Here is a 24,444-nt window from a genome sequence, read left to right as displayed (position 1 = left end):
CGATGACGCAAACCGTGGAGTTTAGCATGACGGAAAGTGAATTCCTGGCGCTCGCCGAGGCTGTGCTGGCGCGGGTGGAGGCGGCTGTCGAAGACAGCGATGTGGACATCGATTGTGAACGCACGGGCAACGTGCTGACGCTCGAGTTCGACGACGGCAGCAAGATCATCGTGAATCTGCAAACGCCGATGAGTGAAATCTGGGTAGCGGCGCGCTCGGGCGGCTACCACTATCGCCTGAAGGGCGACGAATGGCGCGACACTCGCGACGACGCCGAGTTGTTCGAGGCGCTCTCGCGTTTCGCGTCGCAGCAAGCCGGCGAGACGGTGACGCTGCAAGCCGACTGAGGCTGCCGCGTCCGCTACTGATGTGCGTGTTTCCCACCACGCACATCATCACTTTCCCCGGGTAAGTCCCATCAAGGCTTGTTGAACATATCCAGGATGCGTTGGCGCTCCTGCGTATCGACCGGCCCGGGCGGCGCACTGGTTGTCGTGCCGTCCGGCGCGGTATCGGCGCTCAGCCCCACCGTGCTGACTGCGCGCCCCGGCGGATAGTCGTCGTAGAAATAATCGCCGTTCGCCTGAATGATTCCCGAGGGCACCGGGCGCGTCGATTCCGGCACACCACGCAAAGCCTTGGTCATGTAGTCGATCCAGATCGGCAGTGCCAGACCGCCACCGGTTTCCCGGTCACCCAGATTGCGCGGTTGATCGAACCCGATCCACGCCACCCCCACCAGTTGCGATTGATATCCAGCAAACCAGGCGTCGTGCGAATCGTTGGTCGTGCCGGTCTTGCCTGCGAGGTCGTTGCGCTTGAGCACGTTCGTCTTGGCGGCCGTGCCACGCGTTGCCACGTCGTGCAGCATCGAGTTCATGATGAAGGCGTTGCGGGCCGGAATGGCGCGGAACGTCTCATCGCCCGCCGTGGCCGGCTTCTCTTCCATGATCACGTTGCCCTTCGAGTCCGTGATGCGCGCCACGATGAACGGATTCACGCGGAAGCCGCCGTTAGCGAACACGGCGTAGGCGCTCGCCATTTGCAGCGGGGTAACCATGCCGGCGCCCAGCGCCATCGGCAGATACGCCGGATGCTTGTCGGCTTCGAACCCGAAACGCGCGATGTACTTCTGCGCGTAGCCGGGCGTGATGCTTTGCAGAATCCGGATCGACACGAGGTTACGCGAGCGCATCAGCGCGACGCGCATCGGCATCGGTCCCTCGAAGCCACCGCCGTAATTCTTAGGCTCCCACGGCTGACCGCCGGTTTGCGCCGCGGTGAAGTAGAGCGGACCGTCGTTGATGATCGTCGCCGGCGCGAAGCCCTTTTCCAGCGCAGCCGAGTAGATGAACGGCTTGAAACTCGACCCCGGCTGACGCCACGCCTGTGTGACGTGATTGAACTTGTTGCGATTGAAATCGAAGCCGCCGACGAGCGAACGAATCGCGCCGTTCTGCGGGTCGAGTGAGACAAATGCCGCTTCGATATCGGGCATCTGCACGATGCGCCAGTTGTCCTTGGCGTCCTTCGTCACGCGAATGACCGAACCCGGGCGAATCTTCTGCTTGGGTTGTGCCTTGGCGCTCAGGCCGGCCGCGGCAAAGCGCAGTCCGTCGCCCGTCACGTTCACGTCGTCGCCATTGAGCAGCACCGCCTTGACCTGCTGCGGCGACGCGGCCAGCACCACGGCCGCCACCATGTCGCCGCTGTCCGGATGCTCGACCAGCGTGTCGTCGATCAGCTGTTCGCGATCGTCCTGATCGCTCGGCAGATCGATGTTGGCTTCCGGCCCGCGATAGCCGTGACGCAGTTCGTAGGCCATGACCCCGGCGCGCAGGGCTTCATAGGCCGCTTCCTGATCGGCCGAATTGATCGTCGTGTAGACGTTGAAGCCGCGGGTGTAGATCTCGTCCTTGAACTGGGCGTAAAGCAGCTGACGCACCATTTCCGCGACGTAACCCGCATGCACGCTGAACTCGCTGCCGAGCCCGCGCACGACCAGTTCTTGCGAGATCGCCTGATCGTATTCTGCTTTCGACACGTAACCGAGGTCGTACATGCGCTTGAGGATGTACTCCTGACGCACGCGCGCCCGCTTGTAGTTGACGATCGGGTTGTAGGCTGACGGCGCCTTGGGCAGGCCGGCCAGCATTGCGGCTTCGGCAAGCGTGACGTCCTTGATGTCCTTGCCGAAATACACGCGGGCAGCGCTCGCGAAACCGTACGCGCGCTCGCCCAGATAGATCTGATTCATGTACAGCTCGAGAATCTGATCCTTCGTCAGGCGCGACTCGATCTTGTAGGCGAGCAGCGCTTCGTAAATCTTTCGCGTGTACGTCTTCTCGCTCGACAGGAAGAAGTTGCGTGCAACCTGCATCGTGATCGTACTGGCGCCTTGCGACGAGCCGCCGCGAGCGACGTTGGCCACGCCCGCCCGGAAGATCCCGATGAAGTCGACGCCGCCATGCTGATAGAAGCGATCGTCCTCGATGGCGAGGACGGCCTTCTTCATCACATCCGGAATGTCGGCAAAGCGCACGACGTTACGGCGCTCCTCGCCGAACTCGCCGATCTGAATTTCGTCGGCGGTATAGATGCGCAGCGGAATCTTCGGCCGGTAGTCGACGATGGTGTCGAGCGACGGCAACTGCGGCGTCATGACCACCAGGATGTACCCCGCCAGCAACGCGCCACAGACGAGCATCGCGGCGATCAGGCCGACGAACCACAAAACGATGCGCAGCCAGATGGAGCGGCGCGGTTTGGGTGGGCGCTTGTCGCGTGGGGTCTCTGTTTGGGGTGTGCTTGCCATGGGGGAGTCGAAAAAAACAATGGGCCGATTATAACGAACGGTTAGCGAAGACCCCCCGAACGGCCGGTGCCTCTCTACCGAAGATGTCAGAAATGGGATTCCAGGCGTGTCGTGACTCGGACAAAGACGAGAAAAAAGCGGCGCGGATTCCGAAAGCGAAACGAACCGCGATTGCCGCGCCAAGATTCGGATTCGTCCGATTGGAGGCCGCTTCCCCGATGGCTAGGATCGATTGCATCGACATCGACCCACATGGGAGGCACGTCATGATCGAAGCGGCTCTGCGCAACTTGCGCCACATCACACACCCCCTCGCACGCCCCTTCGCGGCCCTTTTGCCGCGTCTCGACGGTGGCGGGTGCGGTATTCACTTTGACGCAGGAACCCTGCAATTTGTTCGCCTGACACGCGTGGCCGGCCCGGCACGGCTGCGCCTCGACGCCTACGGCACTGCGGCACTCGACGACGATGTGTTGCGCGGCGGGGTGCTGGCCAAACCCGAAGCAGCGGCCCGACGCCTCGGTGAACTGCTCGAACGTGTCGGCACGAGTGTCGAGTCCCTGCGCGACGACACCATCGTGCTGGCGCTTCCTGCGCATCTGCTCAAGACTCACGTGGTCGAGTACCCGCCGGGTATGCCTGAGCGGGCCCTGCGCGCCTGGTGTGAGCGGCACGCGGCGCTACTGTTGCCGGGTGACGGCGGTCCGGGTTTGCGTTCGCGCGTGGGGGTGACTTGGGCCGAACCGGGCAGCCACCGTCTACGGCTGTATGCCTGTGAGGCCGAACTGGTCGACGACCGCCTTGCTGCACTGGAAATGGCGGGCTTGCGTGCCCATGCCGTCGACGTGACCCATGCCGCCGGGCGTCGGGCGTTCCAATGGGCGTGGCCGGTGATGGGCGAGCCTGCGCATGAGACGCCGATTTCGTCTCGATCGCCGCCATCGCCGATGGCGCTGCTCCAGGTCAGCGATCACGACATCGATCTGGCCGTGTTCGATGCGCAGACGTGCGTGGGCGACTTGCGCGAGCGCTTCGACGGCGTGAACGGGAACCCCGAAGCATTAGCGAGTGTGGTGTGTGAGCTGCTCGGCAGACTACCGGTCGCGGCCAGTTCGCTGCATGTGGCGGCGCAAAGCATGACGCCGGGCGCTTTTGTGGCGATGTGCGACGGCCTCGTCTCGGCGTGCCGTGTCCCTGTGCGGCCGTTTGACCCGCTCGGCCGACTCGACGCTGCGAGCGCACCGGCGCGTCTGAGGCAGACGTTTGCTGAACGTGCGTCGCTTGCCGTCGCGTGTGGTCTGGCGTTACGCGCCATGTCGATGCGAGGTCTGCCATGGGCGTGATGCCTCGACTTCCGCCCATCGATTTGCTGCCCACGCTGGCGCAGCGGCGTCAGCGTGATTTTCGCCATCAGTGGCGAATCTGGGGGGCGCTCGCGCTGGCGGGTGCCTTGCTGGCGCTGCTGCCGATCACTTGGGAAGTTCATGCGCGCGGCGAAGGGCGGGCAAAATTGTTGGCGCTGAACGCCGCACGCTCGCAGCTCGACGCAGCGGCCGCGTCGTTCGACACGACGCGGCGCGCGCTGGCGGGTATTCGGGCACACCGGAGGGCGGCGCTGGCGCTGATAACGCGCCGACAGGATATGGCGGGCCGGCTCCTCGACGTCATGCGAGCGTGTGCTGATGGCGTGCGTTTAGCAGGCGTCGATATCGATGACCGGCAACTAAATGTCAGCGGCTTCGCGACAACACAGTCCCGTGTGCGCGAGATGCAGAAGCGCTTGCGAAGCCTGCCGTGGGTTAAAAAAGTCGCGGAAGTCGAATCGAGTCTGATCCCCGAGGGCGTGGCGCGGCAATTGATGGGGGCCAATCCCCCGGCGTCCTTGCCGGCCGTGCGGCGCTTCGCTGTGCGCGTCGTGCACCGGCCCGTTGCGGAACCGGCGTTTGCTGGCGACGACGTGTGGGATCCGGAGGAGGGCATCGATGACAAATGACCGCCAATCACCGGCCGATGTCCGCGATCTTCTCGCCGATCTTGCCGCGCGTTGCCGGACGCGCTGGGCTGCGTGGGCATCGGTTTCGCCACAGGAATGGCCGTTGCCCGTGCGTTGGAGCCTTGGGGCAGCGGTGCTGCTGGGGGCGCTGACGCTGAGTTGGTCGATGTGGTGGCTCATCGGGTTGCCGGTGCGCACGTCGCTGAGCAACGACATCGCCGCCGGGCGCACGGCGCTGGATCTCGCGACGTCGCAGGCGAAGCAATTACCGCAGTTAATGACGACGCTGCGAAACGCGGAGGCTGAGACGGTGGCGTGGGAGCGCCTGTTGCCGGTTGCGGCATCGGACGCACCTCCGGGGGCGCCTATGGGAATCGCTTCCGCGGCGGCGGTCGATAGATTGCCCGGGGATAGGCGGCAGCCACGCCAGCGGCAGGTACCACGAGGCGGGTCGAATATCGCGTACGCGGGATCTGATCGGATGTGGCGTGCCGACCTCGAGTCGCTTGTCGCGCGCGCTGGGCTGGTACTGGAGATGGCCCGTCCGGGGGCATTCGACGCGAAAGCCGGTATCGACACCGAGCGAGCGGAAATGCGGGTGACGGGGCCGGTGGCGGGTTTGATCGGTCTGCTTGCCGAGATCGAGCGGTCGCCGCGCCAGCTTGTCATCGAGCGGCTCAACTTGCAGGCGGTAGATGCGAGTGCGGCGCATGACGCAAACGGGCAGGCAACCCTAAAGGTAACGATAGCGGCCTATGTGTGGCATCGCGAGTTAGCCGCTGGCGCCGTGAGTGATGCTGTGCCGATGCCCAAGCTGCCGGAAACGCTGACGCCGTGGCAGATGCCGACGGCCATGGTTGACGTGTTTCGCGCATCGTTGACGGGGCGTCCGGGGCAGGCGACTGCCGCAATGGTGCTGGATCCTGCGGTGCCAGCCGTGTCAGCCGTTGATGTCGCCGACCCCATCGGCGAAATGCAGGCCGGGGCGCGTCGTGTGACCTTCCGGCGTGTCGCCAACGGCGTGACCTCGGATTGGGCGGGGCCGGCACATCCTCCCGCACCGCACCTCGAAACGCAGATCAATGTGACGCTGCATGGGGTGGATACGGTCGATGCACTGAAGGCGTTCGCGCGTCTGACGGGCAGAAATCTGGTGCTGGGCGAACGCGTCGCGGGGCGGCTTGACGTGGAAATGGCGAACGTGTCCCAGGCGACGGCCTTCGAGGTGCTGATCCGGGCAGCAGGGCTGGGCGTGCGATCGTTACACGGTGTGGACTGGGTGGCGCCGAAGGCCGAATTGCTCGCTGACGAGCAGGCGCAACTGGAAACCGCAGCGAAGCGCGAGACCATGCAACCTCTCGTCAGCCGGCGCTTCACGCTGAATTACCCGCGCGCATTGGAATTGCGCGAAGTCATCATCGGCGAGAAGGATCGCAAAACGCAGCGGCTGTTGTCATCGCGAGGCAGTTTGATCGCGGACCCTCGCACCAACCAGCTCTTCGTGACGGACTTGCCGGAACGCCTCGATGCCCTCGGCGCGTTTATCGCGCGTATCGATGTGCCGGTCAGGCAGGTGTTGATCGAGGCACGCATCGTTGAAGCCGATGACCGGTTCAGCGAGTCGCTCGGCGTCAACCTCGCCGGTGATTACGCACGGACCCATGCCCAGAAGGCCGGAAATGCCGCGCCTTCTCGGGGTGGCGACACCACGTCGCGGCGAAGTGGCAGTGCGGCGGGTAACGAGAGCAAGGGGATGCAGGGGACTCGTGGGGCTAAGGGGGGCGGCTCGCCGGCCGGCACGGGGTCTCCGGGATTGGTCGACATACTCGACAGCGCCCTGCCCGCGGCGGCACTCGCGGGCGTGGCGCCGCCAAGTCTGGCCATTACGCTGTTCGGGCGGTCTGCCACGCGTTTTCTGCAACTCGAACTGTCGGCGCTTGAAACCAGTGGACGGGGGCGGGTGGTGTCGCGTCCGAGGGTGGTGACGGCGGACAAGGTGGAAGCGGTCATCGAGCAGGGAACCGAACTGCCCTATCAGGCCCGTAGCGGGCGGCGAAGCGTGTCCACGGTGCAGTTCCGCAAAGCCACGCTGCGTCTGGAGGTAACGCCACTGATTACGCCTGACGGGCAGGTCATTCTTGACGTGGATGTGCGCAAGGACAGCGTGGGGCACGAGGTCGCCGACGGCTTTGCCGTGGATACCCGTCACGTCAAGACACAGGTGCAGGTCGAAGACGGCGGGACGGTGGCCATCGGGGGGATCTATCAGGAGGAACGGCGCGGTTCGCGTGCCCAGGTGCCGTGGCTAGGCGATGTGCCACTGCTGGGTGCGCTATTCCGGAACCGTTCGGAGGAGGACCGGCGCACCGAGTTGCTTGTGTTCATCACCCCCAGCGTGGTGCCGGAGGCCGGTGGCGTGGACGCCAATGTCGCCCCTGGCAGGCCCGCGCCGTTACGGGGCGGCAGCGAGGAGATGCCCGGACGCAAGGCATTCCGGGGGGCGCCGGACCAACCGGCAGGCCTCCCCGAGGTGCCGGCAAACGATGTTCCAGCGGGGCACGCCAGGCTGACGGCGGCGTCTTTGGAGGCGACGCGTTCCGCACGCCCGACGCATATCCCGGTATCATCAGGGATTGGAACCCAAATATCAGCGATTCATGCTGGAAAACGTAATACTTGTCGGATTGATGGGGGCGGGCAAGACCACGGTCGGACGCGCCGTCGCGCGACGTCTCGGACGGCAGTTCTATGACTCCGACCACGAGATCGAAGCGCGTACAGGCGTGCGAATCCCGGTCATCTTCGAGCACGAAGGCGAAGACGGCTTTCGCCAGCGCGAAGCGCACACCATCGACGAACTCACACAGCGCAGCGGCATCGTTCTCGCCACCGGCGGGGGCGCGGTGCTGCGCGCAGAAAACCGCGAATGCATCAAGTCGCGCGGTACCGTCGTCTATCTGCGTGCCACACCGCATGACTTGTGGTTGCGCACGCGTCGCGACAAAAACCGCCCGTTGCTGCAAACGGCGGATCCGCGCGCGCGCCTTGAACAATTGTTTCAGGAGCGCGACGCGTTGTACCGCGAGTGTGCGACGTTTGTCATCGAGACGGGCCGGCCAAGCGTCAATGCGCTCGTCAACATGGTGCTCATGCAACTGGAGGTCGCCGGCATCGTGCCGATCGGGCCTCACCATGAGCTCGAAGCCGATGCCCAAGCGGATGGTGTTGGTGATGTCGATGCGCAAGGCGAAGGTAATGACGCCCGCGGCGAAAGCATCGGGAATACCGAAAGCACCGAAAGCACCGGGAGCGCCAGCGAGGCGGCCGACGGCATGCCGAACGCCAGCACGCACGCCAACGAACCCATACCCAGCGACGCAGCGGGAAATGCCATGTCACCGATTCGTGACACGGCCTCACGCTGATGTTGCCGACCACGATAACTAGCACTAGCCAGTCAGCGGCATGATTACCCTCAAACTCGAACTTGGCGAGCGCGCCTACCCTATCCACATCGGCACAGACCTGCTCACGCAGGATGCTTTGTTCGCGCCGCATGTGCGCGGCACGCACGCGATCATCGTGACGAACACGACCGTCGCGCCGCTGTATGCGGAGAAAGTCGCCGCGACCCTCCAGCGACTGGGCAAGCGCGTCGTCACGGCGGTGCTGCCGGATGGAGAGCAGTACAAGAACTGGCAGACGCTGAATCTCATTTTCGACGAACTGCTGGGCGCACAAGCCGATCGCAAGGCGACGCTGATCGCGCTGGGCGGCGGAGTGGTGGGCGATATGACGGGCTTTGCCGCAGCGTGCTACATGCGCGGTGTCCCGTTCGTGCAGGTGCCGACGACGCTGCTCGCGCAAGTCGACTCGTCGGTGGGCGGCAAGACGGGCATCAACCATCCGTTGGGCAAGAACATGATCGGTGCCTTCTGGCAGCCGAGCGCCGTACTGGCCGACATCGACACGTTGTCGACGCTGCCGGAACGTGAGTTGGCGGCGGGGCTTGCGGAAGTCATCAAGCACGGTGCGATCGCGGACGAAGCGTATTTCGACTGGATCGAAGCCAATATCGACGCGTTGAATGCGCGCGATACGGCGGCGCTGTCGTATGCGGTGCAACGCTCGTGCGAGATCAAAGCCGCCGTCGTTGCCAGCGATGAACGCGAACAAGGCTTGCGCGCCACGCTGAACTTCGGACATACCTTCGGACATGCCATCGAAGCGGGTCTCGGCTACGGCGAGTGGCTGCACGGCGAAGCGGTCGGGTGCGGCATGGTGATGGGCGCCGATCTGTCGGCGCGGCTCGGTTACATCGACGAAGCCCTGGTGCCGCGCATCAAGGCCCTCGTCGCGGCGGCCAAGCTGCCGGTGACTGGTCCAGCACTCGGCGAAGATCGCTACATCGATCTGATGCGGGTCGACAAGAAAGCCGAGGGCGGTGATATCCGCTTCGTGCTACTTAACCGGTTGGGCGAAGCGTTCATGACGCGTGTGCCCGATGCCGAACTGCGCGCGACGCTGCGCGCCAACGTGTAAGCGGGAGGGCTGGCGATGGTCGATTACGAAGCGTCGCTGGCCCCATACGCGGCCCGTTCGCTGAATTCGCGTGGACGCCGGTTTGCCGAGGCAGCCCCGGCGACGCGCAGTGAATTTCAACGCGACCGCGACCGCATCATCCATTCAACGGCGTTTCGCCGGCTCGAATACAAGACACAGGTCTTCGTGAATCACGAAGGCGACCTGTTCCGCACCCGCCTCACCCATAGCCTCGAAGTGGCCCAGATCGGGCGCTCGATCGCCCGCAACCTCCGTGTCAACGAAGATCTGGTCGAAGCCATTGCGCTGGCGCACGACCTCGGTCATACCCCCTTCGGTCACGCCGGACAGGATGCACTTAACGCCTGCATGCGCGACTACGGTGGCTTCGAGCACAACCTGCAAAGCCTGATCGTTGTCGACGAACTCGAAGAGCACTACGGGGGATTCAACGGCCTGAACCTGTGCTTCGAGACGCGCGAGGGCATTCTCAAGCACTGCTCGCGCGCTAATGCGCGGGAGCTTGGTGAGCTCGGTGAGCGTTTTCTCAAAGGGCGCCAGCCGGGCATTGAGGCGCAGATTGCGAATCTCGCCGATGAGATCGCTTACAACAATCACGATATCGACGATGGTGTGCGCTCAGGGTTGTTGTCGCTGGAGCAGCTCGACGCTGTGCCGCTCTGGAAGCGCTATTGCGCGGACGCGCAGCGCGAGTGGCCGGAGATATCCGGGCGGAGGCTCGTGCATGAGACGACACGACGCATCATCAACGCGCTGATCGTCGACCTGATCGCCACGACGCGCCGCCGCGTGGCCGATGCCTCACCGGCCTCGATGGACGACGTACGGGGTGTCGGGCCGCTGGTGGCGTTCAGTGACGAGATGCGGGAACAGGCGGGCCAGTTGAAGCGCTTTCTGTTCGAGAACCTCTACCGGCACTATCTGGTGATGCGCATGGCGGCCAAAGCCCAGCGCATCGTGCAGGAGCTGTTTGCCGCGTTTCTCTCTGACCCTCGATTGTTGCCGCCGAACTACCGCCCCGAGAATGAGGCGGATCAACCGCGCTGGATTGCGCACTACGTCGCGGGGATGACGGACCGCTACGCGATCAAGGAATACCGTAGGCTCTTTACGATCGAGCCGACGCTTTAGTGAATAGGTGAGTGGGTGACGGCCTCCGCGAGGGAGGCCGCCCTTTACGCTGCGATTAACTGCGTCCGGCGATAAACCCGAGTACCAAGGCCACGGCGGCTACGGTCCCGAGCGTCTGCCAAGGGCGTTCATGCACATAGCCATCGGCTTCTTCCCAGACCTCATTGGCGCGACGGCGCAGATGCGCGCGCCTATCGTCAAAGTCACTGCGTGCTTCACGAAGCTTGTCACCGATTTCGGTGCGCAGCGCTTCGATATCGGAGGCCGATTTTGCGTTGGAGAGGGCGTGATCGAGATCGTCGAGCAGGTCGCGAACGCGTGCTGAAACGTCGCCGGTTGCCAGACGTGCTGCACGTGCCGTGCGGCGTCCCGCATAGCGGGCATCGTCGAGGCCGTTATTCAGAGCTGATTCCGCTTTCGAGGCAATTCCCATTTCTGACTCCCTGATGGTGGTATTGAAATGCGGCCTGCGCCATGTCCGGGGGGACTTGCCGGCGCCATGCCGATGGAAACCTGGTGCGAGCGGCCATTATGGCGTGGCCATTCGCGGGCGTACACCATGAGAGACAGCGGGCCAAACGGGAAAGTTGCAGATATTTGCCGGTCGATCGATTGCGATAGTGCGGATTTTGTAACGAAATGCGAAAACGCCGCACAAGGCGGCGTTTTCTGATCCATCTGAAGCGTATTGCGACGCTTTGAAGCGCGCTGCCGTGATTTGGCAGTGACTTAGAAGCGATAGGCGAGCGACAGGAACGTGACCACCGGATTCAGCTTGACCTTGGCTTCGCTGGTCGTGGTGATCGGGCCGCGCGTCGTGGTCAGCTTGGCCGTCGTGCTCACCGGGATGTACGACACGGAGAAAGACAGCGTCCAATGCTGGTCCATGTTGTAGTTGATACCCGCGTTGAACACCGGTGCCCACGAGTTGGTCAGCTTTGCCGTGGTCGAGCCACCCGGGCCGAGGGCGAGCGAGTTGCTGGCCAGTGCCTGGAAGCCATCCGTGAGCTCGATGTTCGAGTACCAGAAGTAGCTGGCACCAATCCCCAGGAACGGACGCCACTTGTCATCCGCCTGACCGAAGTAGTACTTCAGCAACAGGGCCGGGCTCCACTGCTTGGCCGACGCCAGTGCACCGTTGCCGGGCAGTTGCAGGCGGCCTTGGCCGTACAGATGGAATTTCGGCGGAACACCGAACACGCCTTCGACGGCGATGTTGTCGGTGAAGAAATGCGCGAACGTGATGCCGAGCGTATCGGCATCAGACACCTGGGCGCCCGTATTGCCCCCAAGCGCAGCGTTAAGGCCGGCAGCCAGTCCCGGCACGCTCGATCCCGTCACTTTCAACGGATCGCTGGAAACTTGCGGCGAGAGGTGGAACCAGCCGAGGCTGACAACGTTATCGCCGGCTTTCTGTGCGAAAGCGGCCCCCGACGCCGTCAGCATGGCCACGGCAGCAATGGTCAAATGCTTCAACTTCATTTGATTCGTCTCCTGCTCAAGATTCTTTATTGTCGAGAATTTCGGTAAATGAAATTCAGGGCCATTATGCCGAGCGTGGAAAGTCGCGGGTAGCATGAGACTGGAGGTGTCGCTCTAAAGGTGTTGTTTCCACGCATCGACTCATGGAATGCCCTTAGAAAAAAGCGCTGGACGAAAGAAAAGCGTGCCTTTATACGTCAGGCACGCTTTGAGAAAAAACCTCCGGACTCCGATATTACGAACGCAATTAGCGTCCCGCAGGCTGGCTTTAGAACTTGTAGCCGAGCGAGACGAAGGTCACAATCGGATTCAGCTTGATTTCGGCATCTGAGGACGCAAGCACCGTACCGTCCTGTGCCTTGATCTTGATGTTGGCCGTGGTCTTGAGCGGAATGTAGGAAACCGATGCGCTTGCGACCCAGTGCTTGTCGAACGCATAAGAGACACCGGCATTCACAACCGGTTGCCACGATGCCGATGATTTCGCTTCTACCGTCGTCGGACCGTTATGTCCGGAAGTAAAAGCGAGCACGCTACCGAAATTCTGATTCAGCGCTGATTCGAAATTCGGATTGAGACTGACGTTTGTAAAGAACGTGTAGCTCACACCGACGCCGAGAAAAGGACGCCAGGCCGAATTCGCCTGGCCGAAGTAATACTGGAATACCAGCGCGGGACTCCATTGCCGAACGCTTTGCACGATCGGGTTGTTTTGCGCGGCGCCGAGGTCGATACTCGTGAGCGCGCCGGCGAGACCCGGGGGTGCAATCACGCCCTGGCCGGTGAGCTTGAATTTGGCAGGAACGCCGGCCACCGTTTGCAAGGCGATGTTGTCGGTGATGAAGTGGGTGATGACGAGCCCGAGCGTGTCGGCATTACTGACCTTCGCGCCAGAGCCCGGTGAGGTAAAGTTCGCCGGCACGAGCGCTGGGGTGAGACCGTCCTGATTGGTGCTGGTGGTCATCGGCTTGCTTGAGTCTTGCGGCGCGATGTGAAACCACCCGAGGTTGACGACGTTGTCGCCGGCTTGTTGTGCAGTGGCGCTGGTGGACGCCAGTGATATGCCGATACCGAGCGCGCAAAAGCACGCTGCGGACCGGTAGGTCCGAGTTGTCATTTGTCTATCCTCCCAAGATTATTTATTTATTTTTCGATGCATTATGCGCTGGTGGACTCTGGGCGCAATCGTCGAATCTAGAGTTTTTGTACGAATCAAAGGGAATTGGCTAGATATCAGTATTTAAAGAGGTTTTTGCTGTTGAAACTGCCTCGCGAATCGTGATATCGAGCTTTAAAGCTTTACATTTGAATTCGCATGGCCCGATTACCGCGACTCTTTATTCCCCGTCAGCCGCAGCATGTGATTCTGCGCGGCAACAACCGGCAAGCCATCTTCGTGGACGACGAGGATCGGCGTGTATTCCATGACCGTCTGCGCGAGGCCGCGCGAGCGCACGGGCTGGCGATTCACGCGTGGTGCATGATGCCGAACCACCTCCACCTGGTCGCGACACCGGCCGACGAGCGCAGCCTGCCCGCCACGCTTCAGGCGGTCGGGCGCTATTACGTGCTGTACTTCAACCGGCGGCACCAGCGCACCGGCACCTTATGGGAAGGGCGCTACCGGGCGACGGTCATCGAGGCCGAGCACTATCTGCTGCTCGCGAGCCGTTATGTCGAACTCAACCCGGTGCGTGCCGGGCTGGCCGACACCCCGGGCAACTATGTGTGGTCGAGCTACAACCATCACGTGGGCCTGACGGTCGATAGCCTCGTGACCGATCACGCGCTGTATTGGTCACTCGGCAATACGCCGTTCGAGCGTCAACGCACCTACGCGGAGGGGTTCTCGGTTCCGCTGCCACCCTATGAGGTTGACGCGCTGCGTACAGCAACGCAGAAGGGATGGCTGCTTGGCGGCCCCGAATATCTGGCGCGAATGTCGCTGGCGGCGAATCGCCGAGTGAGTCCACTTACCCGTGGCCGTCCACGTAAGTCGGCCAGCGACGTGCTCTGATCCCCTGCTGAATCTCCCCATCGGCGAACCTGTCCGGGTTCGCCAATCTCCCCCAACTGCTTGAAATTCAACAAATTAATGGCAGCGGTCAAATTGCCGAAAACAATCTGACCCCAATAAAAATAAGCCTTCTTTTGGTGCGGTCTCTAATTGGAATCTGACCCCATTAAAATATTTTGTCATTGTGAATTTCATAGCGTATATTCCAACTTCGGCCGATTGGTGCGATGCGCAAAACCGTGCGCACTGAGTCGGTACCTGTGGCGACACTCGAGAATGATCTTCGACGCGTGCGACACCGCAGTCTGGCCTGCCCGGCCAACCCCCACTTAACCCGGCCGACCGTGACGAACATGCGCGCGGCGGCCTCGCCAAGAGACGGTGTAACTCGTGGAAAAGAAACAGCAACCGATTGCGACGGCAGCAGCGCTGCCGGGTGAGGCGTACGTGGCGCCGGACGCACAGGGCATGTACGACCCGGCCAATGAACACGACGCCTGCGGTGTCGGCTTCGTGGCCCATATCAAGGGTGTGAAGAGTCACGCCATCGTCGAGCAGGGTCTGAAGATCCTCGAGAACCTCGATCACCGGGGCGCCGTGGGCGCCGACCCGCTGATGGGCGACGGTGCCGGCATCCTGCTTCAGATTCCCGATCAGTTCTACCGCGAAGAGATGGCCCGTCAGGGCGTCACGCTGCCGCCGGCCGGTGAGTACGGCGTGGGCATGATCTTCCTGCCGAAGGAACACGCGTCGCGTCTCGCTTGCGAACAAGAGCTCGAGCGCACCGTGAAGGCCGAAGGTCAGGTCGTGCTGGGCTGGCGCGATGTCGCGATCGACCGCGACATGCCGATGTCGCCGAACGTGAAGGCCACCGAGCCGGTGATCCGCCAGATCTTCATTGGGCGCGGTCAGGACATCATGGTGACCGACGCGCTCGAACGTAAGCTGTACGTCATCCGCAAGACCGCGAGCCACCGCATTCAGGCGCTCAAGCTCAAGCACGGCAAGGAATACTTCGTGCCGTCGATGTCGGCACGCACCATCGTCTACAAGGGCCTGCTGCTGTGCGATCAGGTCGGCCGCTACTACCGCGATCTGGCCGATCCGCGCACCGTCTCCGCGCTCGCCCTCGTGCACCAGCGCTTCTCGACCAACACGTTCCCGGCCTGGGAACTCGCCCACCCGTATCGCATGGTGGCGCACAACGGCGAAATCAACACGGTAAAGGGCAACGTCAACTGGATCAACGCCCGCACGGGCGCGATCTCGTCGGCTGTGCTCGGCAGCGATCTGCAAAAGCTGTGGCCGCTGATCTATCCGGGCCAGTCGGACACGGCATCGTTCGACAACTGCCTCGAAATGCTCACGATGGCCGGCTACCCGCTCGCCCACGCAATGATGATGATGATCCCGGAAGCCTGGGAACAGCACACGTTGATGGACGAGAACCGCCGCGCGTTCTACGAGTACCACGCCGCGATGATGGAGCCGTGGGACGGCCCCGCCGCCATCGCCTTCACCGACGGCCGTCAGATCGGCGCGACGCTCGACCGTAACGGTCTGCGCCCGGCGCGCTACGTCATCACCGATGACGACATGGTGATTCTGGCGTCGGAGTCGGGCGTGCTGCCGATTCCCGAGTCGAAGATCGTCAAGAAGTGGCGCCTGCAACCGGGCAAGATGTTCCTGATCGATATGGAACAGGGCCGCATCATCGACGACAAGGAACTCAAGGACAACCTCGCCAACGCGAAGCCCTACAAGAGCTGGATCGACGCCGTGCGCATCAAGCTCGACGAGATCGAGCCGAAGGTGGAAGAGGCCGGTGTGCATCACGACACGGCCACGCCGCTGATCGACTTGCAGCAGGCGTTCGGTTACACGCAGGAAGAAGTGAAGCTGTTGATGACGCCGATGGCAATCAACGGCGAAGAAGCCGTGGGCTCGATGGGCAACGACAGCCCGCTCGCGGTCATGAGCAACAAGAACAAGACGCTCTACCACTACTTCCGCCAGTTGTTTGCGCAGGTGACGAACCCGCCGATCGATCCGATCCGCGAGAACATGGTGATGTCGCTGGTGTCGTTCATCGGCCCGAAGCCGAACCTGCTCGACACGAACAACATCAACCCGCCGATGCGTCTCGAAGTGTCGCAGCCGGTGCTGGACTTCAAGGAAATCTCGAAGATCCGCCACATCGACAAGTACACCGGCGGCAAATTCCGCTCGTACGAGTTGAACATCTGCTACCCGGTCGCCTGGGGCAAGGAAGGCATCGAAGCCCGCCTCGCATCGCTGTGCGCCGAAGCCGTTGACGCGGTGAAGTCGGGCTACAACATCCTGATCGTCTCCGACCGTCTGACGAATCGCGAACAAGTCGCCATGCCGGCGCTGCTCGCTACGTCGGCCGTGCACCAGCATCTGGTGGCGCAAGGCCTGCGCACGAGCACGGGTCTCGTGGTGGAAACCGGTTCGGCCCGTGAAGTGCATCACTTTGCGCTGCTGGCCGGCTACGGTGCCGAAGCCGTGCACCCGTACCTCGCAATGGAAACGCTCGCTCAGATCGCCCGCAAGCAAGGCGGCGACCTGACGCCCGAGAAGGCCGTGAAGCATTTCGTCAAGGCCGTCGGCAAGGGCCTGCACAAGGTCATGTCGAAGATGGGCATCTCGACGTACATGTCGTACACGGGTGCGCAGATCTTCGAAGCGATCGGCCTGTCGCAGGAACTGGTCCGCAAGTACTTCCAGGGCACGGCATCGAACGTCGGCGGTATCGGCATCTTCGAAGTGGCGGAAGAGGCAGTGCGTCTGCATCGCGAAGCCTTCGGCGACAACCCGGTGCTGGCCAACATGCTCGACGCCGGTGGCGAATACGCGTTCCGCATTCGTGGTGAAGACCACATGTGGACCCCGGACGCCATCGCCAAGCTCCAGCACTCGACCCGTTCCAACTCGTACCAGACGTACAAGGAATACGCGAACCTCATCAACGACCAGAGCAAGCGCCACATGACGCTGCGCGGTCTGTTCGAGTTCCGCGTCGATCCGCAACGCGCGATCCCGCTCGATCAAGTCGAGTCGGCCAAAGATATCGTGAAGCGTTTCGCGACGGGCGCCATGTCGCTCGGTTCGATCTCGACCGAAGCGCACGCCACGCTGGCCGTCGCGATGAACCGTATCGGCGGCAAGTCGAACACGGGTGAGGGCGGTGAAGATCCGCGCCGTTATCGCAACGAACTCAAGGGCATTCCGATCAAGAAGGGCGAATCGCTTGCCTCGATCGTGGGCCACGATGTCATCGAAGCCGACATCGAGCTGCAAGACGGCGACTCGCTGCGCTCGCGCATCAAGCAAGTAGCCTCGGGCCGTTTCGGTGTGACGGCCGACTATCTGGTTTCGGCCGATCAGATCCAGATCAAGATGGCGCAGGGCGCGAAGCCGGGCGAAGGCGGTCAATTGCCGGGTCACAAAGTGACCGAGTACATCGGCAAGCTGCGCTACTCGGTGCCGGGCGTGGGTCTGATCTCGCCGCCGCCGCACCATGACATCTACTCGATCGAAGATCTGGCACAGCTGATTCACGATCTGAAGAACGTGAACGCCTCGTCGTCGATCTCGGTGAAGCTCGTGTCCGAAGTGGGCGTGGGCACGGTGGCTGCCGGTGTTGCCAAGGCCAAGGCCGATCACGTCGTGATCGCCGGTCACGATGGCGGCACGGGTGCCTCGCCGCTGTCGTCGGTGAAGTACGCTGGCTCGCCGTGGGAACTGGGTCTGGCCGAGACGCAGCAAACGCTGGTGCTCAACCGTCTGCGCGGCCGTATCCGCGTGCAGGCCGACGGTCAGATGAAGACCGGCCGCGACGTGGTGATCGGTGCGCTGCTCGGCGCTGACGAATTCGGCTTCGCGACGGCACCGCTCGTCGTCGAAGGCTGCATCATGATGCGCAAGTGCCACCTGAATACCTGCCCGGTGGGCGTGGCGACGCAAGATCCGGTGCTGCGCAAGAAATTCCAGGGCAAGCCGGAACACGTCGTCAATTACTTCTTCTTCGTGGCCGAGGAAGTGCGCGAAATCATGGCGCAACTGGGCATCGCGAAGTTCGATGACCTGATCGGCCGTGCCGACCTGCTCAACACCAAGTCGGGCGTGGAGCACTGGAAGGCGAAGGGTCTCGATTTCTCGCGCATCTTCTACCTGCCGGAAGTCGAAGACTCGGTGCCGCGTCTGCATGTCGAGTCGCAGGATCATGGTCTGGTGCAGGCACTCGACCACGCGTTGATCGAGAAGGCATTGCCGGCGCTGGAGAAGGGCGAGCACGTCTCGTTCATTCAGCCGGTGCGTAACCGTAACCGTACGGTCGGCGCGATGCTCTCGGGCGAAGTCGCCAAGCGCTACGGTCACGAAGGTCTGCCGGACGACACGATCCACGTGCAACTCAAGGGCACGGCGGGTCAGAGCTTCGGTGCCTTCCTGGCGCGCGGCATCACGCTTGATCTCGTGGGCGACGGTAACGACTACGTCGGCAAGGGCTTGTCGGGCGGCCGCATCATCGTGCGTCCGACCAACGACTTCCGCGGCGACGCGGAGAACAACATCATCGTGGGCAACACCGTGATGATCGGCGCCATCGAAGGCGAAGCGTTCTTCAATGGTGTGGCCGGCGAGCGCTTCTGCGTGCGTAACTCGGGGGCTACGGCCGTCGTGGAAGGCACGGGCGATCACGGTTGCGAGTACATGACCGGCGGCACGGTGGTCGTGCTGGGCGAGACGGGCCGCAACTTTGCTGCGGGCATGTCGGGTGGCGTGGCGTACATCTACGACGCCGACGGCACCTTCGGCGCCAAGTGCAACACGGCGATGGTCGCGCTGGATCCGGTGCTGCCGCACGGCGAGCAGGAGCGTACGGTGAGTCAAGGCCTGTGGCATCGCGGCCAGACCGACGAAGCGTTGCTGCGCGAGCTGATCGAGCGTCACTTCCAGTACACCGGTTCGATGCGCGCCAAGGCGTTGCTCGAGGACTGGGACAGCGCCCGCCGCAAGTTCGTGAAGGTGTTCCCGAACGAATACAAACGCGCTTTGGGCGAAATGGCCAAAGCCAACGACAAACAAGCACTGGCGGCCTGATACCGAATGCGCGGTCACGTCACAGGGTGAGGGCCCTGTCGGCGTGCCGCGCGCGGGTGAGGCACGGTAACCACAAAACTTTCCGACTGAAGAAACATGGGCAAGGTCACAGGTTTTCTCGAATTCGAGCGCCAGAGCGAGTCGTACGAAGCACCGCTGGCACGGGTCAAGCATTACAAGGAGTTCGTGCTCGCGCTCTCCGACGATCAGGCAAAAGTACAGGGCGCGCGCTGCATGGATTGCGGCATCCCGTTCTGTAACAACGGTTGCCCGGTCAACAACATCATTCCCGACTTCAACGATCTGGTGTATCGCCAGGACTGGAAGTCGGCGATTGCGGTGTTGCACTCGACGAACAACTTCCCGGAGTTCACGGGCCGCATCTGCCCGGCACCGTGTGAAGCCGCGTGCACGCTGAACATCAACAGCGACGCCGTGGGCATCAAGTCGATCGAACACGCAATCATCGACAAGGCGTGGAGCGAAGGCTGGGTTGAGCCGCAGCCCGCCAAGCACAAGACTGGCAAGACGGTTGCGGTGGTCGGCTCGGGCCCGGCGGGTCTGGCAGTGGCGCAACAACTGGCACGCGCCGGTCACGACGTGACCGTGTTCGAAAAGAACGATCGCGTGGGCGGCCTGCTGCGTTACGGCATTCCCGACTTCAAGCTCGAGAAGTGGCTGATCGATCGCCGCATGCGTCAGATGGAAGCCGAGGGCGTGACCTTCCGCACCGGTGTGTACATCGGCAAAGAGGCGCCGGATGCCACCATCAACAACTTCTCGAAAGAGACGATTTCGCCGGAACAACTGCAAGCGCAGTTCGACGCCGTGGTCATCGCGGGTGGTGCGGAACAGCCGCGCGATCTGCCGGTGCCGGGGCGTGAGCTCGAAGGCGTGCATTTCGCGATGGAATTCCTGCCGCAGCAGAACAAGGTCAACGCGGGCGACAAGCTGGCGAACCAGATGCTGGCAACCGGCAAGAGCGTGATCGTGATCGGCGGCGGCGATACGGGTTCGGATTGCGTGGGCACGTCGAACCGTCACGGTGCCAAGCACGTGATGCAGTTCGAGTTGCTGCCGCAGCCGCCGGAGCAGGAAAACAAGCCGATGGTGTGGCCGTACTGGCCGACCAAGCTGCGCACGTCGTCGAGTCATGACGAAGGTTGCGAGCGTGACTGGTCGGTCGCGACGAAGCGCTTCGAAGGCAAGAACGGCAAGGTGGAAAAGCTGATCGCCGTGCGCCTCGAATGGAAGGACGGAAAGATGCAGGAAGTGGCTGGTTCGGAATTCGAGTTGAAGGCCGATCTGGTGCTGCTCGCCATGGGCTTCGTCTCGCCGCTCCAGACCGTGCTCGACGCGTTCGGCGTGGACAAGGATGCGCGCGGCAATGTGCGTGCCTCGACCGAAGGCGAGCGCGCCTACACGACGAATCTGCCGAAGGTGTTTGCAGCCGGTGACGTGCGTCGCGGTCAGTCGCTGGTGGTGTGGGCGATTCGCGAAGGCCGTCAGTGCGCACGTGCGGTCGACGAGTTCCTGATGGGCCATTCGGAACTGCCGCGCTAAGCAAGTTTGCCTGCCAAAACCACAAATACGGGGTGTAGTTGGGTTTGAGAGGAGGGGGCGCGGCCGTAGGCAGTCGCGTCGCTGTGGAGAAACCGTCCGAACGGCAACGTTCGGGCGGTTTTTTCTTGCCTGTTCGTCTTGCGCAGGCGCTGTCGGGTGCAACGCTCGCTCAGCTGGAAATTCAGTAAATCGCTAAATATAAGATGTCATACAACAAAACATCTTTTCAATGCGCCGACATGTGGGAAATCCTTCCCAACATGTGCAAACATCAATGTATATAAGGCGTATGGCGCGTCGTGCCGGGGCGAATCAAAACACTAGGGATTATCCGTAAACGCCATAAACAGGCATTGTCATCGTACATCGTCTCACGTAGGATGCCTCTCCATGCGAGCCATGCACTCGCAACAAAAAAATCCACAACAGAGAGACAACCATCATGGCACTGAAGATCAAAGGCCTGCGCTGGTGGATGATCGGACTGCTGACACTCGGCACGGTCATGAACTACCTTGCGCGCAGCTCACTTGCCGTTGCCGCCCCCACGGTAATGAAGGATCTCCACATCAGCACCCAGCAGTACGGCTGGATCACGGGGGCATTCCTCGTGTTGTACCCGATCGGTGCCCCGTTGACGGGCTACCTGATGGACCGCATCGGCCTGCGTCTGGGCTTCCTGCTGTGCGGCGTGATGTGGTCGATCGTGTGCATGCTGCACGGTCTGGCAGACGGCTGGGTCGGTCTGTTCGTCCTGCGCGGTTTGCTGGGGCTGGCCGAAGCGTCGTTTATTCCGGCCGGCATGCGTGCCGCCGCCTTCTGGTTTCCGTCGAAAGAGCGCGCGTTCGCGGCGGGCATCTTCAACATCGGCACATCCATCGGCGCCATTCTTGCGCCGCCGCTGATCGCCTGGTCGATCCTGCGCTACAACTGGGAAACCGCGTTCGTCATCGCCGGTGCGCTGGGGTTGGTGTGGGGGGCGCTGTGGTTCGCGTTCTATCGTCATCCGACGGACCACCCGGCGCTCACGCAGGCTGAATCCGACTACATCAACGAAGGCAACGTCGTCGATGCGGCGGCCGATGCGCGCAAGCCGAACCTGCGCTCGATTCTGCGTCAGCGTAATTTCTGGGGCATCGCCCTGCCGCGTTTCTTCGCCGACCCGGTGTGGGGCACCATCGTGTTCTGGATGCCGTTGTACCTGAGTCAGGCGCGTGGCTTCGATTTGAAGACCATTGCAGCGACGGCATGGCTGCCGTTCGTGGCGGCCGACATCGGCTGTCTGATGGGTGGCACCATTTCCGTGTGGCTCAACAAGCATTTCAAGATCACCATCTTCAACGGCAAGCGCGTGGTGTTCACCATCGGTGCGTTCGTCATGACGGCGATGTGCGGCGTGGGCTTCGTCAAAGACCCGATGATGGCAATCTTCCTGCTGTGCCTCGGCGGCTTCGCGCATCAGACGCTTTCGATCAGCGTGATCTCCATGTCGGCGGACCTGTTTCCGCGTAACGAGGTGGCGACGGTCACCGGGCTGGCGGGTCTCTCGGCCGGTATTGGCAACCTGTTGTTCACGCTGGTGATCGGTGCGTTCGTGACCGCCGTCGGTTATGCGCCCTTCTTCGTGGCACTGGGTCTGGGCGACCTGATCGGTGCGGTGATTCTGTGGACCGTGGTCAAGCCGCATATCACCGGCACGGCGACCCCGGCACCGGCGCAGCGTGTCGATGTGGGGCGCACGGCGAATGCGTGAGCCTGCGCTTTCGCCTGAACCTGAACGCAAGTCTGAACAGCAAGTTTGACGGACACTGCGCCGCGCACCTCGATGGGTGTGTGGCGCAGTGTCGATTTCGTTGTAGCGATGCATCGACGTATGCATGGCGATCTACCGATGAACAAGGAGTGACATGAGCCAGACTTCCGGCAAACCCTTCCGCCGTCTGTTGCTGACCGGCGCGGCGGGCAACCTCGGCAAACAATTGCGCGGCAAGCTTGCCGAATGGGCGGACATCGTTCGCGTGAGCGACATCGTGCCGGTCACCGCAGACGCACCGCACGAAGAAGCGATGCAGGTCGATCTCGCAGATCGCGCCGCCGTGCACGCGTTGCTCGACGGCGTGGATGCGCTCGTGCATCTGGGTGGTATTTCCGTCGAAGCGCCGTTCGACGACATTCTGCAAGCGAACATTCTGGGGCTGTACAACGTCTACAGCGCAGCGCAGAAGCAGGGCGTGAAGCGCATCGTGTACGCGAGTTCCAACCATGCGGTGGGCTTCCATGAAGTCACCGAAGTGCTCGACACCGACGCGCCTCACCGTCCCGATGGCATGTATGGGCTGTCGAAGTGTTTTGGCGAAGATCTGTCGCGCTACTACTTCGATCGCTTCGGTCTCGAGACCGTGTGTCTGCGCATCGGCTCGTCGTTCGAGCAGCCGAAGAATCCGCGCATGATGATCACGTATCTGAGCTTTCGCGATCTGGCCGAACTGGTGCGCTGCTCGCTGTTCACCAACCGCGTGGGCCACGCCATCGTCTACGGCGTGTCGGACAACCCGACGCTGTGGGTCGACAACACCAAGGCATCGTTCCTCGGCTACCGCCCGCACGACAGTTCGGCTGAATTCGCTGGGCTGTTCCCGGCGAAGGCACCCGATACGCAAATGGATGACTGGACCCAGCGCTACCAAGGCGGTCCGTTCGTGCTGATGGGGCCGATGGAGCCCAAGGCATGAGTCTGTCGATCGAACGCGTCGAGCACGTTGAGCGACTGGAGCCGGCGCGTGCGACACCGCACGCGGTGGGCGAGAGCCCGCTCTGGCGCGCTGACGAACAGGCGCTCTACTGGGTGGATATTCCGGCGAAGCAACTGCATCGGCTGACGCCGGCCGATGGCGCACATCGCCAGTGGACCTTCCCCGAGCAGGTGGCGTGCTTCACGTTCGACGCATCGGGCACCCTGCTCGCCGGTGCCGAGACCGGGCTGTTCGCTGTGCACCGCGATGACCTCGCTGATCCCGGTAAGTCGGGCGTCGTCGACACGGCGAAATTTCAACGTCTCGCCGCGCCGGTGTTTCCGGCGCCCGGCATGCGTTTCAACGACGGACGTTGTGACCGGCAGGGCCGCTTCTGGGCGGGCACGATGGTGCAGGACATGTCGTTGGCGAGCGATGCCGGCGCGTTGTTCCGGTTCGACGCCGCGGGCCAGTTGTCGGCGCCGTTGGTTGATGCCTTGGTGACGCAGAACGGTCTGGGCTTCTCGCCCGATGGCCGCACGATGTACCTGAGCGATTCGCACCCGACGCGGCGTCTCGTGTGGGCGTTCGACTTCGATATCGATAGCGGTGCGATCAGCGGGCAGCGCCTGTTCGTGGATATGAACCAGTACCCGGGCCGTCCCGATGGCGCGGCGGTCGATGCGGACGGTTGCTACTGGACTTGTGCGAACGATGGCAGCCGGTTGCTGCGCTTCACGCCTGCCGGTGTATTGGATCGCGAGATCGTGTTGCCGGTGTCCAAACCGTCGATGTGCGCGTTTGGCGGGCGAGAGTACGATACGTTGTTTGTCACGTCGATCCGTCCGGGGGCGAATGCCAACGAGCACGATGGTCACGTGTTCGCCGTGCGATGCGGCGTGCAGGGTTTGCCGGAAACGCCTTATGCGGGCGTGTTGAATGTTGGGCCGGTAGCGGGTGTGTAGGCGGGGGTATGACGGTCGCGACGCCGCGCACAAGCGGCGCGCACCGCGGTAGTTGTCCG

General features: G+C 62.5%; 16 protein-coding genes and 1 pseudogene. 13 read left to right on the top strand and 4 right to left on the bottom strand.

Annotated elements, in window-relative coordinates; translation table 11 throughout:
- Positions 1-26 precede the first annotated feature (26 nt).
- Positions 27-347 (top strand): iron donor protein CyaY, encoded by a 321-nt coding sequence (gene cyaY / locus CDV44_RS00890; protein WP_058379944.1) that lies wholly within the window; start codon positions 27-29, stop codon positions 345-347.
- 71 nt (positions 348-418) lie between these two features.
- Here the strand turns inward: cyaY and CDV44_RS00885 are convergent, their stop codons facing one another.
- Positions 419-2,815 carry a penicillin-binding protein 1A gene (locus CDV44_RS00885; RefSeq protein ID WP_087686298.1) on the bottom strand — a complete coding sequence of 799 codons (2,397 nt, stop codon included), beginning with the start codon at positions 2,813-2,815 and terminating at the stop codon, positions 419-421.
- Positions 2,816-3,081: 266 nt separating this feature from the next.
- On the opposite strand from CDV44_RS00885, the gene pilM reads away from it, so the two are divergent.
- From pilM to CDV44_RS00855, 6 genes and pseudogenes are all read left to right on the top strand, one after another.
- Positions 3,082-4,158 (top strand): type IV pilus biogenesis protein PilM, encoded by a 1,077-nt coding sequence (pilM, locus tag CDV44_RS00880; RefSeq protein ID WP_170935814.1) that lies wholly within the window; start codon positions 3,082-3,084, stop codon positions 4,156-4,158.
- The gene (locus CDV44_RS00875; protein ID WP_087686296.1) at positions 4,149-4,808 is read left to right on the top strand and encodes a PilN domain-containing protein; all 660 of its coding nucleotides are present in this window, start codon (positions 4,149-4,151) and stop codon (positions 4,806-4,808) included. The genes pilM and CDV44_RS00875 overlap by 10 nt, the downstream gene beginning before the upstream one ends.
- A 166-nt stretch (positions 4,809-4,974) precedes the next feature.
- Positions 4,975-7,560: a type IV pilus secretin PilQ gene (pilQ, locus tag CDV44_RS00870; protein ID WP_170935813.1), complete on the top strand. Its 2,586-nt coding sequence runs from the start codon at positions 4,975-4,977 to the stop codon at positions 7,558-7,560.
- Positions 7,466-7,984 (top strand): annotated as a pseudogene (locus tag CDV44_RS00865) (shikimate kinase); the annotation flags it as partial. The gene pilQ and the pseudogene CDV44_RS00865, both read left to right, overlap by 95 nt.
- A gap of 289 nt (positions 7,985-8,273) precedes the next feature.
- Positions 8,274-9,350, top strand: a complete 1,077-nt coding sequence (gene aroB, locus CDV44_RS00860; protein ID WP_087686294.1) for a 3-dehydroquinate synthase — start codon at positions 8,274-8,276, stop codon at positions 9,348-9,350.
- 15 nt (positions 9,351-9,365) lie between these two features.
- The gene (locus CDV44_RS00855; protein ID WP_087686293.1) at positions 9,366-10,502 is read left to right on the top strand and encodes a deoxyguanosinetriphosphate triphosphohydrolase; all 1,137 of its coding nucleotides are present in this window, start codon (positions 9,366-9,368) and stop codon (positions 10,500-10,502) included.
- Positions 10,503-10,557: 55 nt separating this feature from the next.
- Here the strand turns inward: CDV44_RS00855 and CDV44_RS00850 are convergent, their stop codons facing one another.
- The 3 genes from CDV44_RS00850 to CDV44_RS00840 all read right to left on the bottom strand — a co-directional run bounded on the left by CDV44_RS00850 (position 10,558) and on the right by CDV44_RS00840 (position 13,101).
- Positions 10,558-10,935 carry a YqjD family protein gene (locus tag CDV44_RS00850; protein WP_087686292.1) on the bottom strand — a complete coding sequence of 126 codons (378 nt, stop codon included), beginning with the start codon at positions 10,933-10,935 and terminating at the stop codon, positions 10,558-10,560.
- A 296-nt stretch (positions 10,936-11,231) separates the two neighbouring features.
- Positions 11,232-11,984, bottom strand: coding sequence for an OmpW family protein (locus CDV44_RS00845; RefSeq protein WP_087686291.1), 753 nt, complete (start codon positions 11,982-11,984; stop codon positions 11,232-11,234).
- Positions 11,985-12,252: 268 nt separating this feature from the next.
- A complete protein-coding gene (locus CDV44_RS00840) occupies positions 12,253-13,101 on the bottom strand; it encodes an OmpW family protein (protein ID WP_087686290.1) in 849 nt (282 codons plus the stop codon).
- Positions 13,102-13,299: 198 nt separating this feature from the next.
- Here CDV44_RS00840 and CDV44_RS00835 point away from each other — a divergent pair, with 198 nt between their 5' ends.
- The 6 genes from CDV44_RS00835 (at position 13,300) to CDV44_RS00810 (ending at position 24,385) form a co-directional block, all read left to right on the top strand.
- Positions 13,300-14,001, top strand: a complete 702-nt coding sequence (locus CDV44_RS00835) for a transposase (RefSeq protein WP_087686289.1) — start codon at positions 13,300-13,302, stop codon at positions 13,999-14,001.
- Positions 14,002-14,391: 390 nt separating this feature from the next.
- Positions 14,392-19,125, top strand: coding sequence for a glutamate synthase-related protein (locus CDV44_RS00830; protein WP_371328714.1), 4,734 nt, complete (start codon positions 14,392-14,394; stop codon positions 19,123-19,125).
- A 96-nt stretch (positions 19,126-19,221) separates the two neighbouring features.
- A complete protein-coding gene (locus CDV44_RS00825) occupies positions 19,222-20,688 on the top strand; it encodes a glutamate synthase subunit beta (protein WP_087686288.1) in 1,467 nt (488 codons plus the stop codon).
- A gap of 442 nt (positions 20,689-21,130) precedes the next feature.
- Positions 21,131-22,441, top strand: coding sequence for an MFS transporter (locus tag CDV44_RS00820; RefSeq protein WP_087686287.1), 1,311 nt, complete (start codon positions 21,131-21,133; stop codon positions 22,439-22,441).
- A gap of 154 nt (positions 22,442-22,595) precedes the next feature.
- Positions 22,596-23,420 carry an NAD(P)-dependent oxidoreductase gene (locus CDV44_RS00815; RefSeq protein ID WP_087686286.1) on the top strand — a complete coding sequence of 275 codons (825 nt, stop codon included), beginning with the start codon at positions 22,596-22,598 and terminating at the stop codon, positions 23,418-23,420.
- On the top strand, positions 23,417-24,385 hold the full coding sequence (locus CDV44_RS00810; RefSeq protein ID WP_087686285.1) for an SMP-30/gluconolactonase/LRE family protein: 969 nt from the start codon (positions 23,417-23,419) through the stop codon (positions 24,383-24,385). Before CDV44_RS00815 ends, CDV44_RS00810 begins: the two co-directional genes overlap by 4 nt.
- Positions 24,386-24,444: the final 59 nt, after the last annotated feature.

The organism is Pandoraea sp. PE-S2R-1 (assembly GCF_002179865.1).
Lineage (GTDB): Bacteria > Pseudomonadota > Gammaproteobacteria > Burkholderiales > Burkholderiaceae > Pandoraea.
This window is presented reverse-complemented; position numbering and strand designations above follow the sequence as displayed.

Bases quoted from the DNA above. Each gene is read 5' to 3' on its own strand.
- cyaY (WP_058379944.1), top strand. From the start codon at position 27: ATGACGGAAAGTGAATTCCTGGCGCTCGCCGAGGCTGTGCTGGCGCGG.
- CDV44_RS00885 (WP_087686298.1), bottom strand. From the start codon at position 2,815: ATGGCAAGCACACCCCAAACAGAGACCCCACGCGACAAGCGCCCACCC.
- pilM (WP_170935814.1), top strand. From the start codon at position 3,082: ATGATCGAAGCGGCTCTGCGCAACTTGCGCCACATCACACACCCCCTC.
- CDV44_RS00875 (WP_087686296.1), top strand. From the start codon at position 4,149: ATGGGCGTGATGCCTCGACTTCCGCCCATCGATTTGCTGCCCACGCTG.
- pilQ (WP_170935813.1), top strand. From the start codon at position 4,975: ATGTGGTGGCTCATCGGGTTGCCGGTGCGCACGTCGCTGAGCAACGAC.
- aroB (WP_087686294.1), top strand. From the start codon at position 8,274: ATGATTACCCTCAAACTCGAACTTGGCGAGCGCGCCTACCCTATCCAC.
- CDV44_RS00855 (WP_087686293.1), top strand. From the start codon at position 9,366: ATGGTCGATTACGAAGCGTCGCTGGCCCCATACGCGGCCCGTTCGCTG.
- CDV44_RS00850 (WP_087686292.1), bottom strand. From the start codon at position 10,935: ATGGGAATTGCCTCGAAAGCGGAATCAGCTCTGAATAACGGCCTCGAC.
- CDV44_RS00845 (WP_087686291.1), bottom strand. From the start codon at position 11,984: ATGAAGTTGAAGCATTTGACCATTGCTGCCGTGGCCATGCTGACGGCG.
- CDV44_RS00840 (WP_087686290.1), bottom strand. From the start codon at position 13,101: ATGACAACTCGGACCTACCGGTCCGCAGCGTGCTTTTGCGCGCTCGGT.
- CDV44_RS00835 (WP_087686289.1), top strand. From the start codon at position 13,300: ATGGCCCGATTACCGCGACTCTTTATTCCCCGTCAGCCGCAGCATGTG.
- CDV44_RS00825 (WP_087686288.1), top strand. From the start codon at position 19,222: ATGGGCAAGGTCACAGGTTTTCTCGAATTCGAGCGCCAGAGCGAGTCG.
- CDV44_RS00820 (WP_087686287.1), top strand. From the start codon at position 21,131: ATGGCACTGAAGATCAAAGGCCTGCGCTGGTGGATGATCGGACTGCTG.
- CDV44_RS00815 (WP_087686286.1), top strand. From the start codon at position 22,596: ATGAGCCAGACTTCCGGCAAACCCTTCCGCCGTCTGTTGCTGACCGGC.
- CDV44_RS00810 (WP_087686285.1), top strand. From the start codon at position 23,417: ATGAGTCTGTCGATCGAACGCGTCGAGCACGTTGAGCGACTGGAGCCG.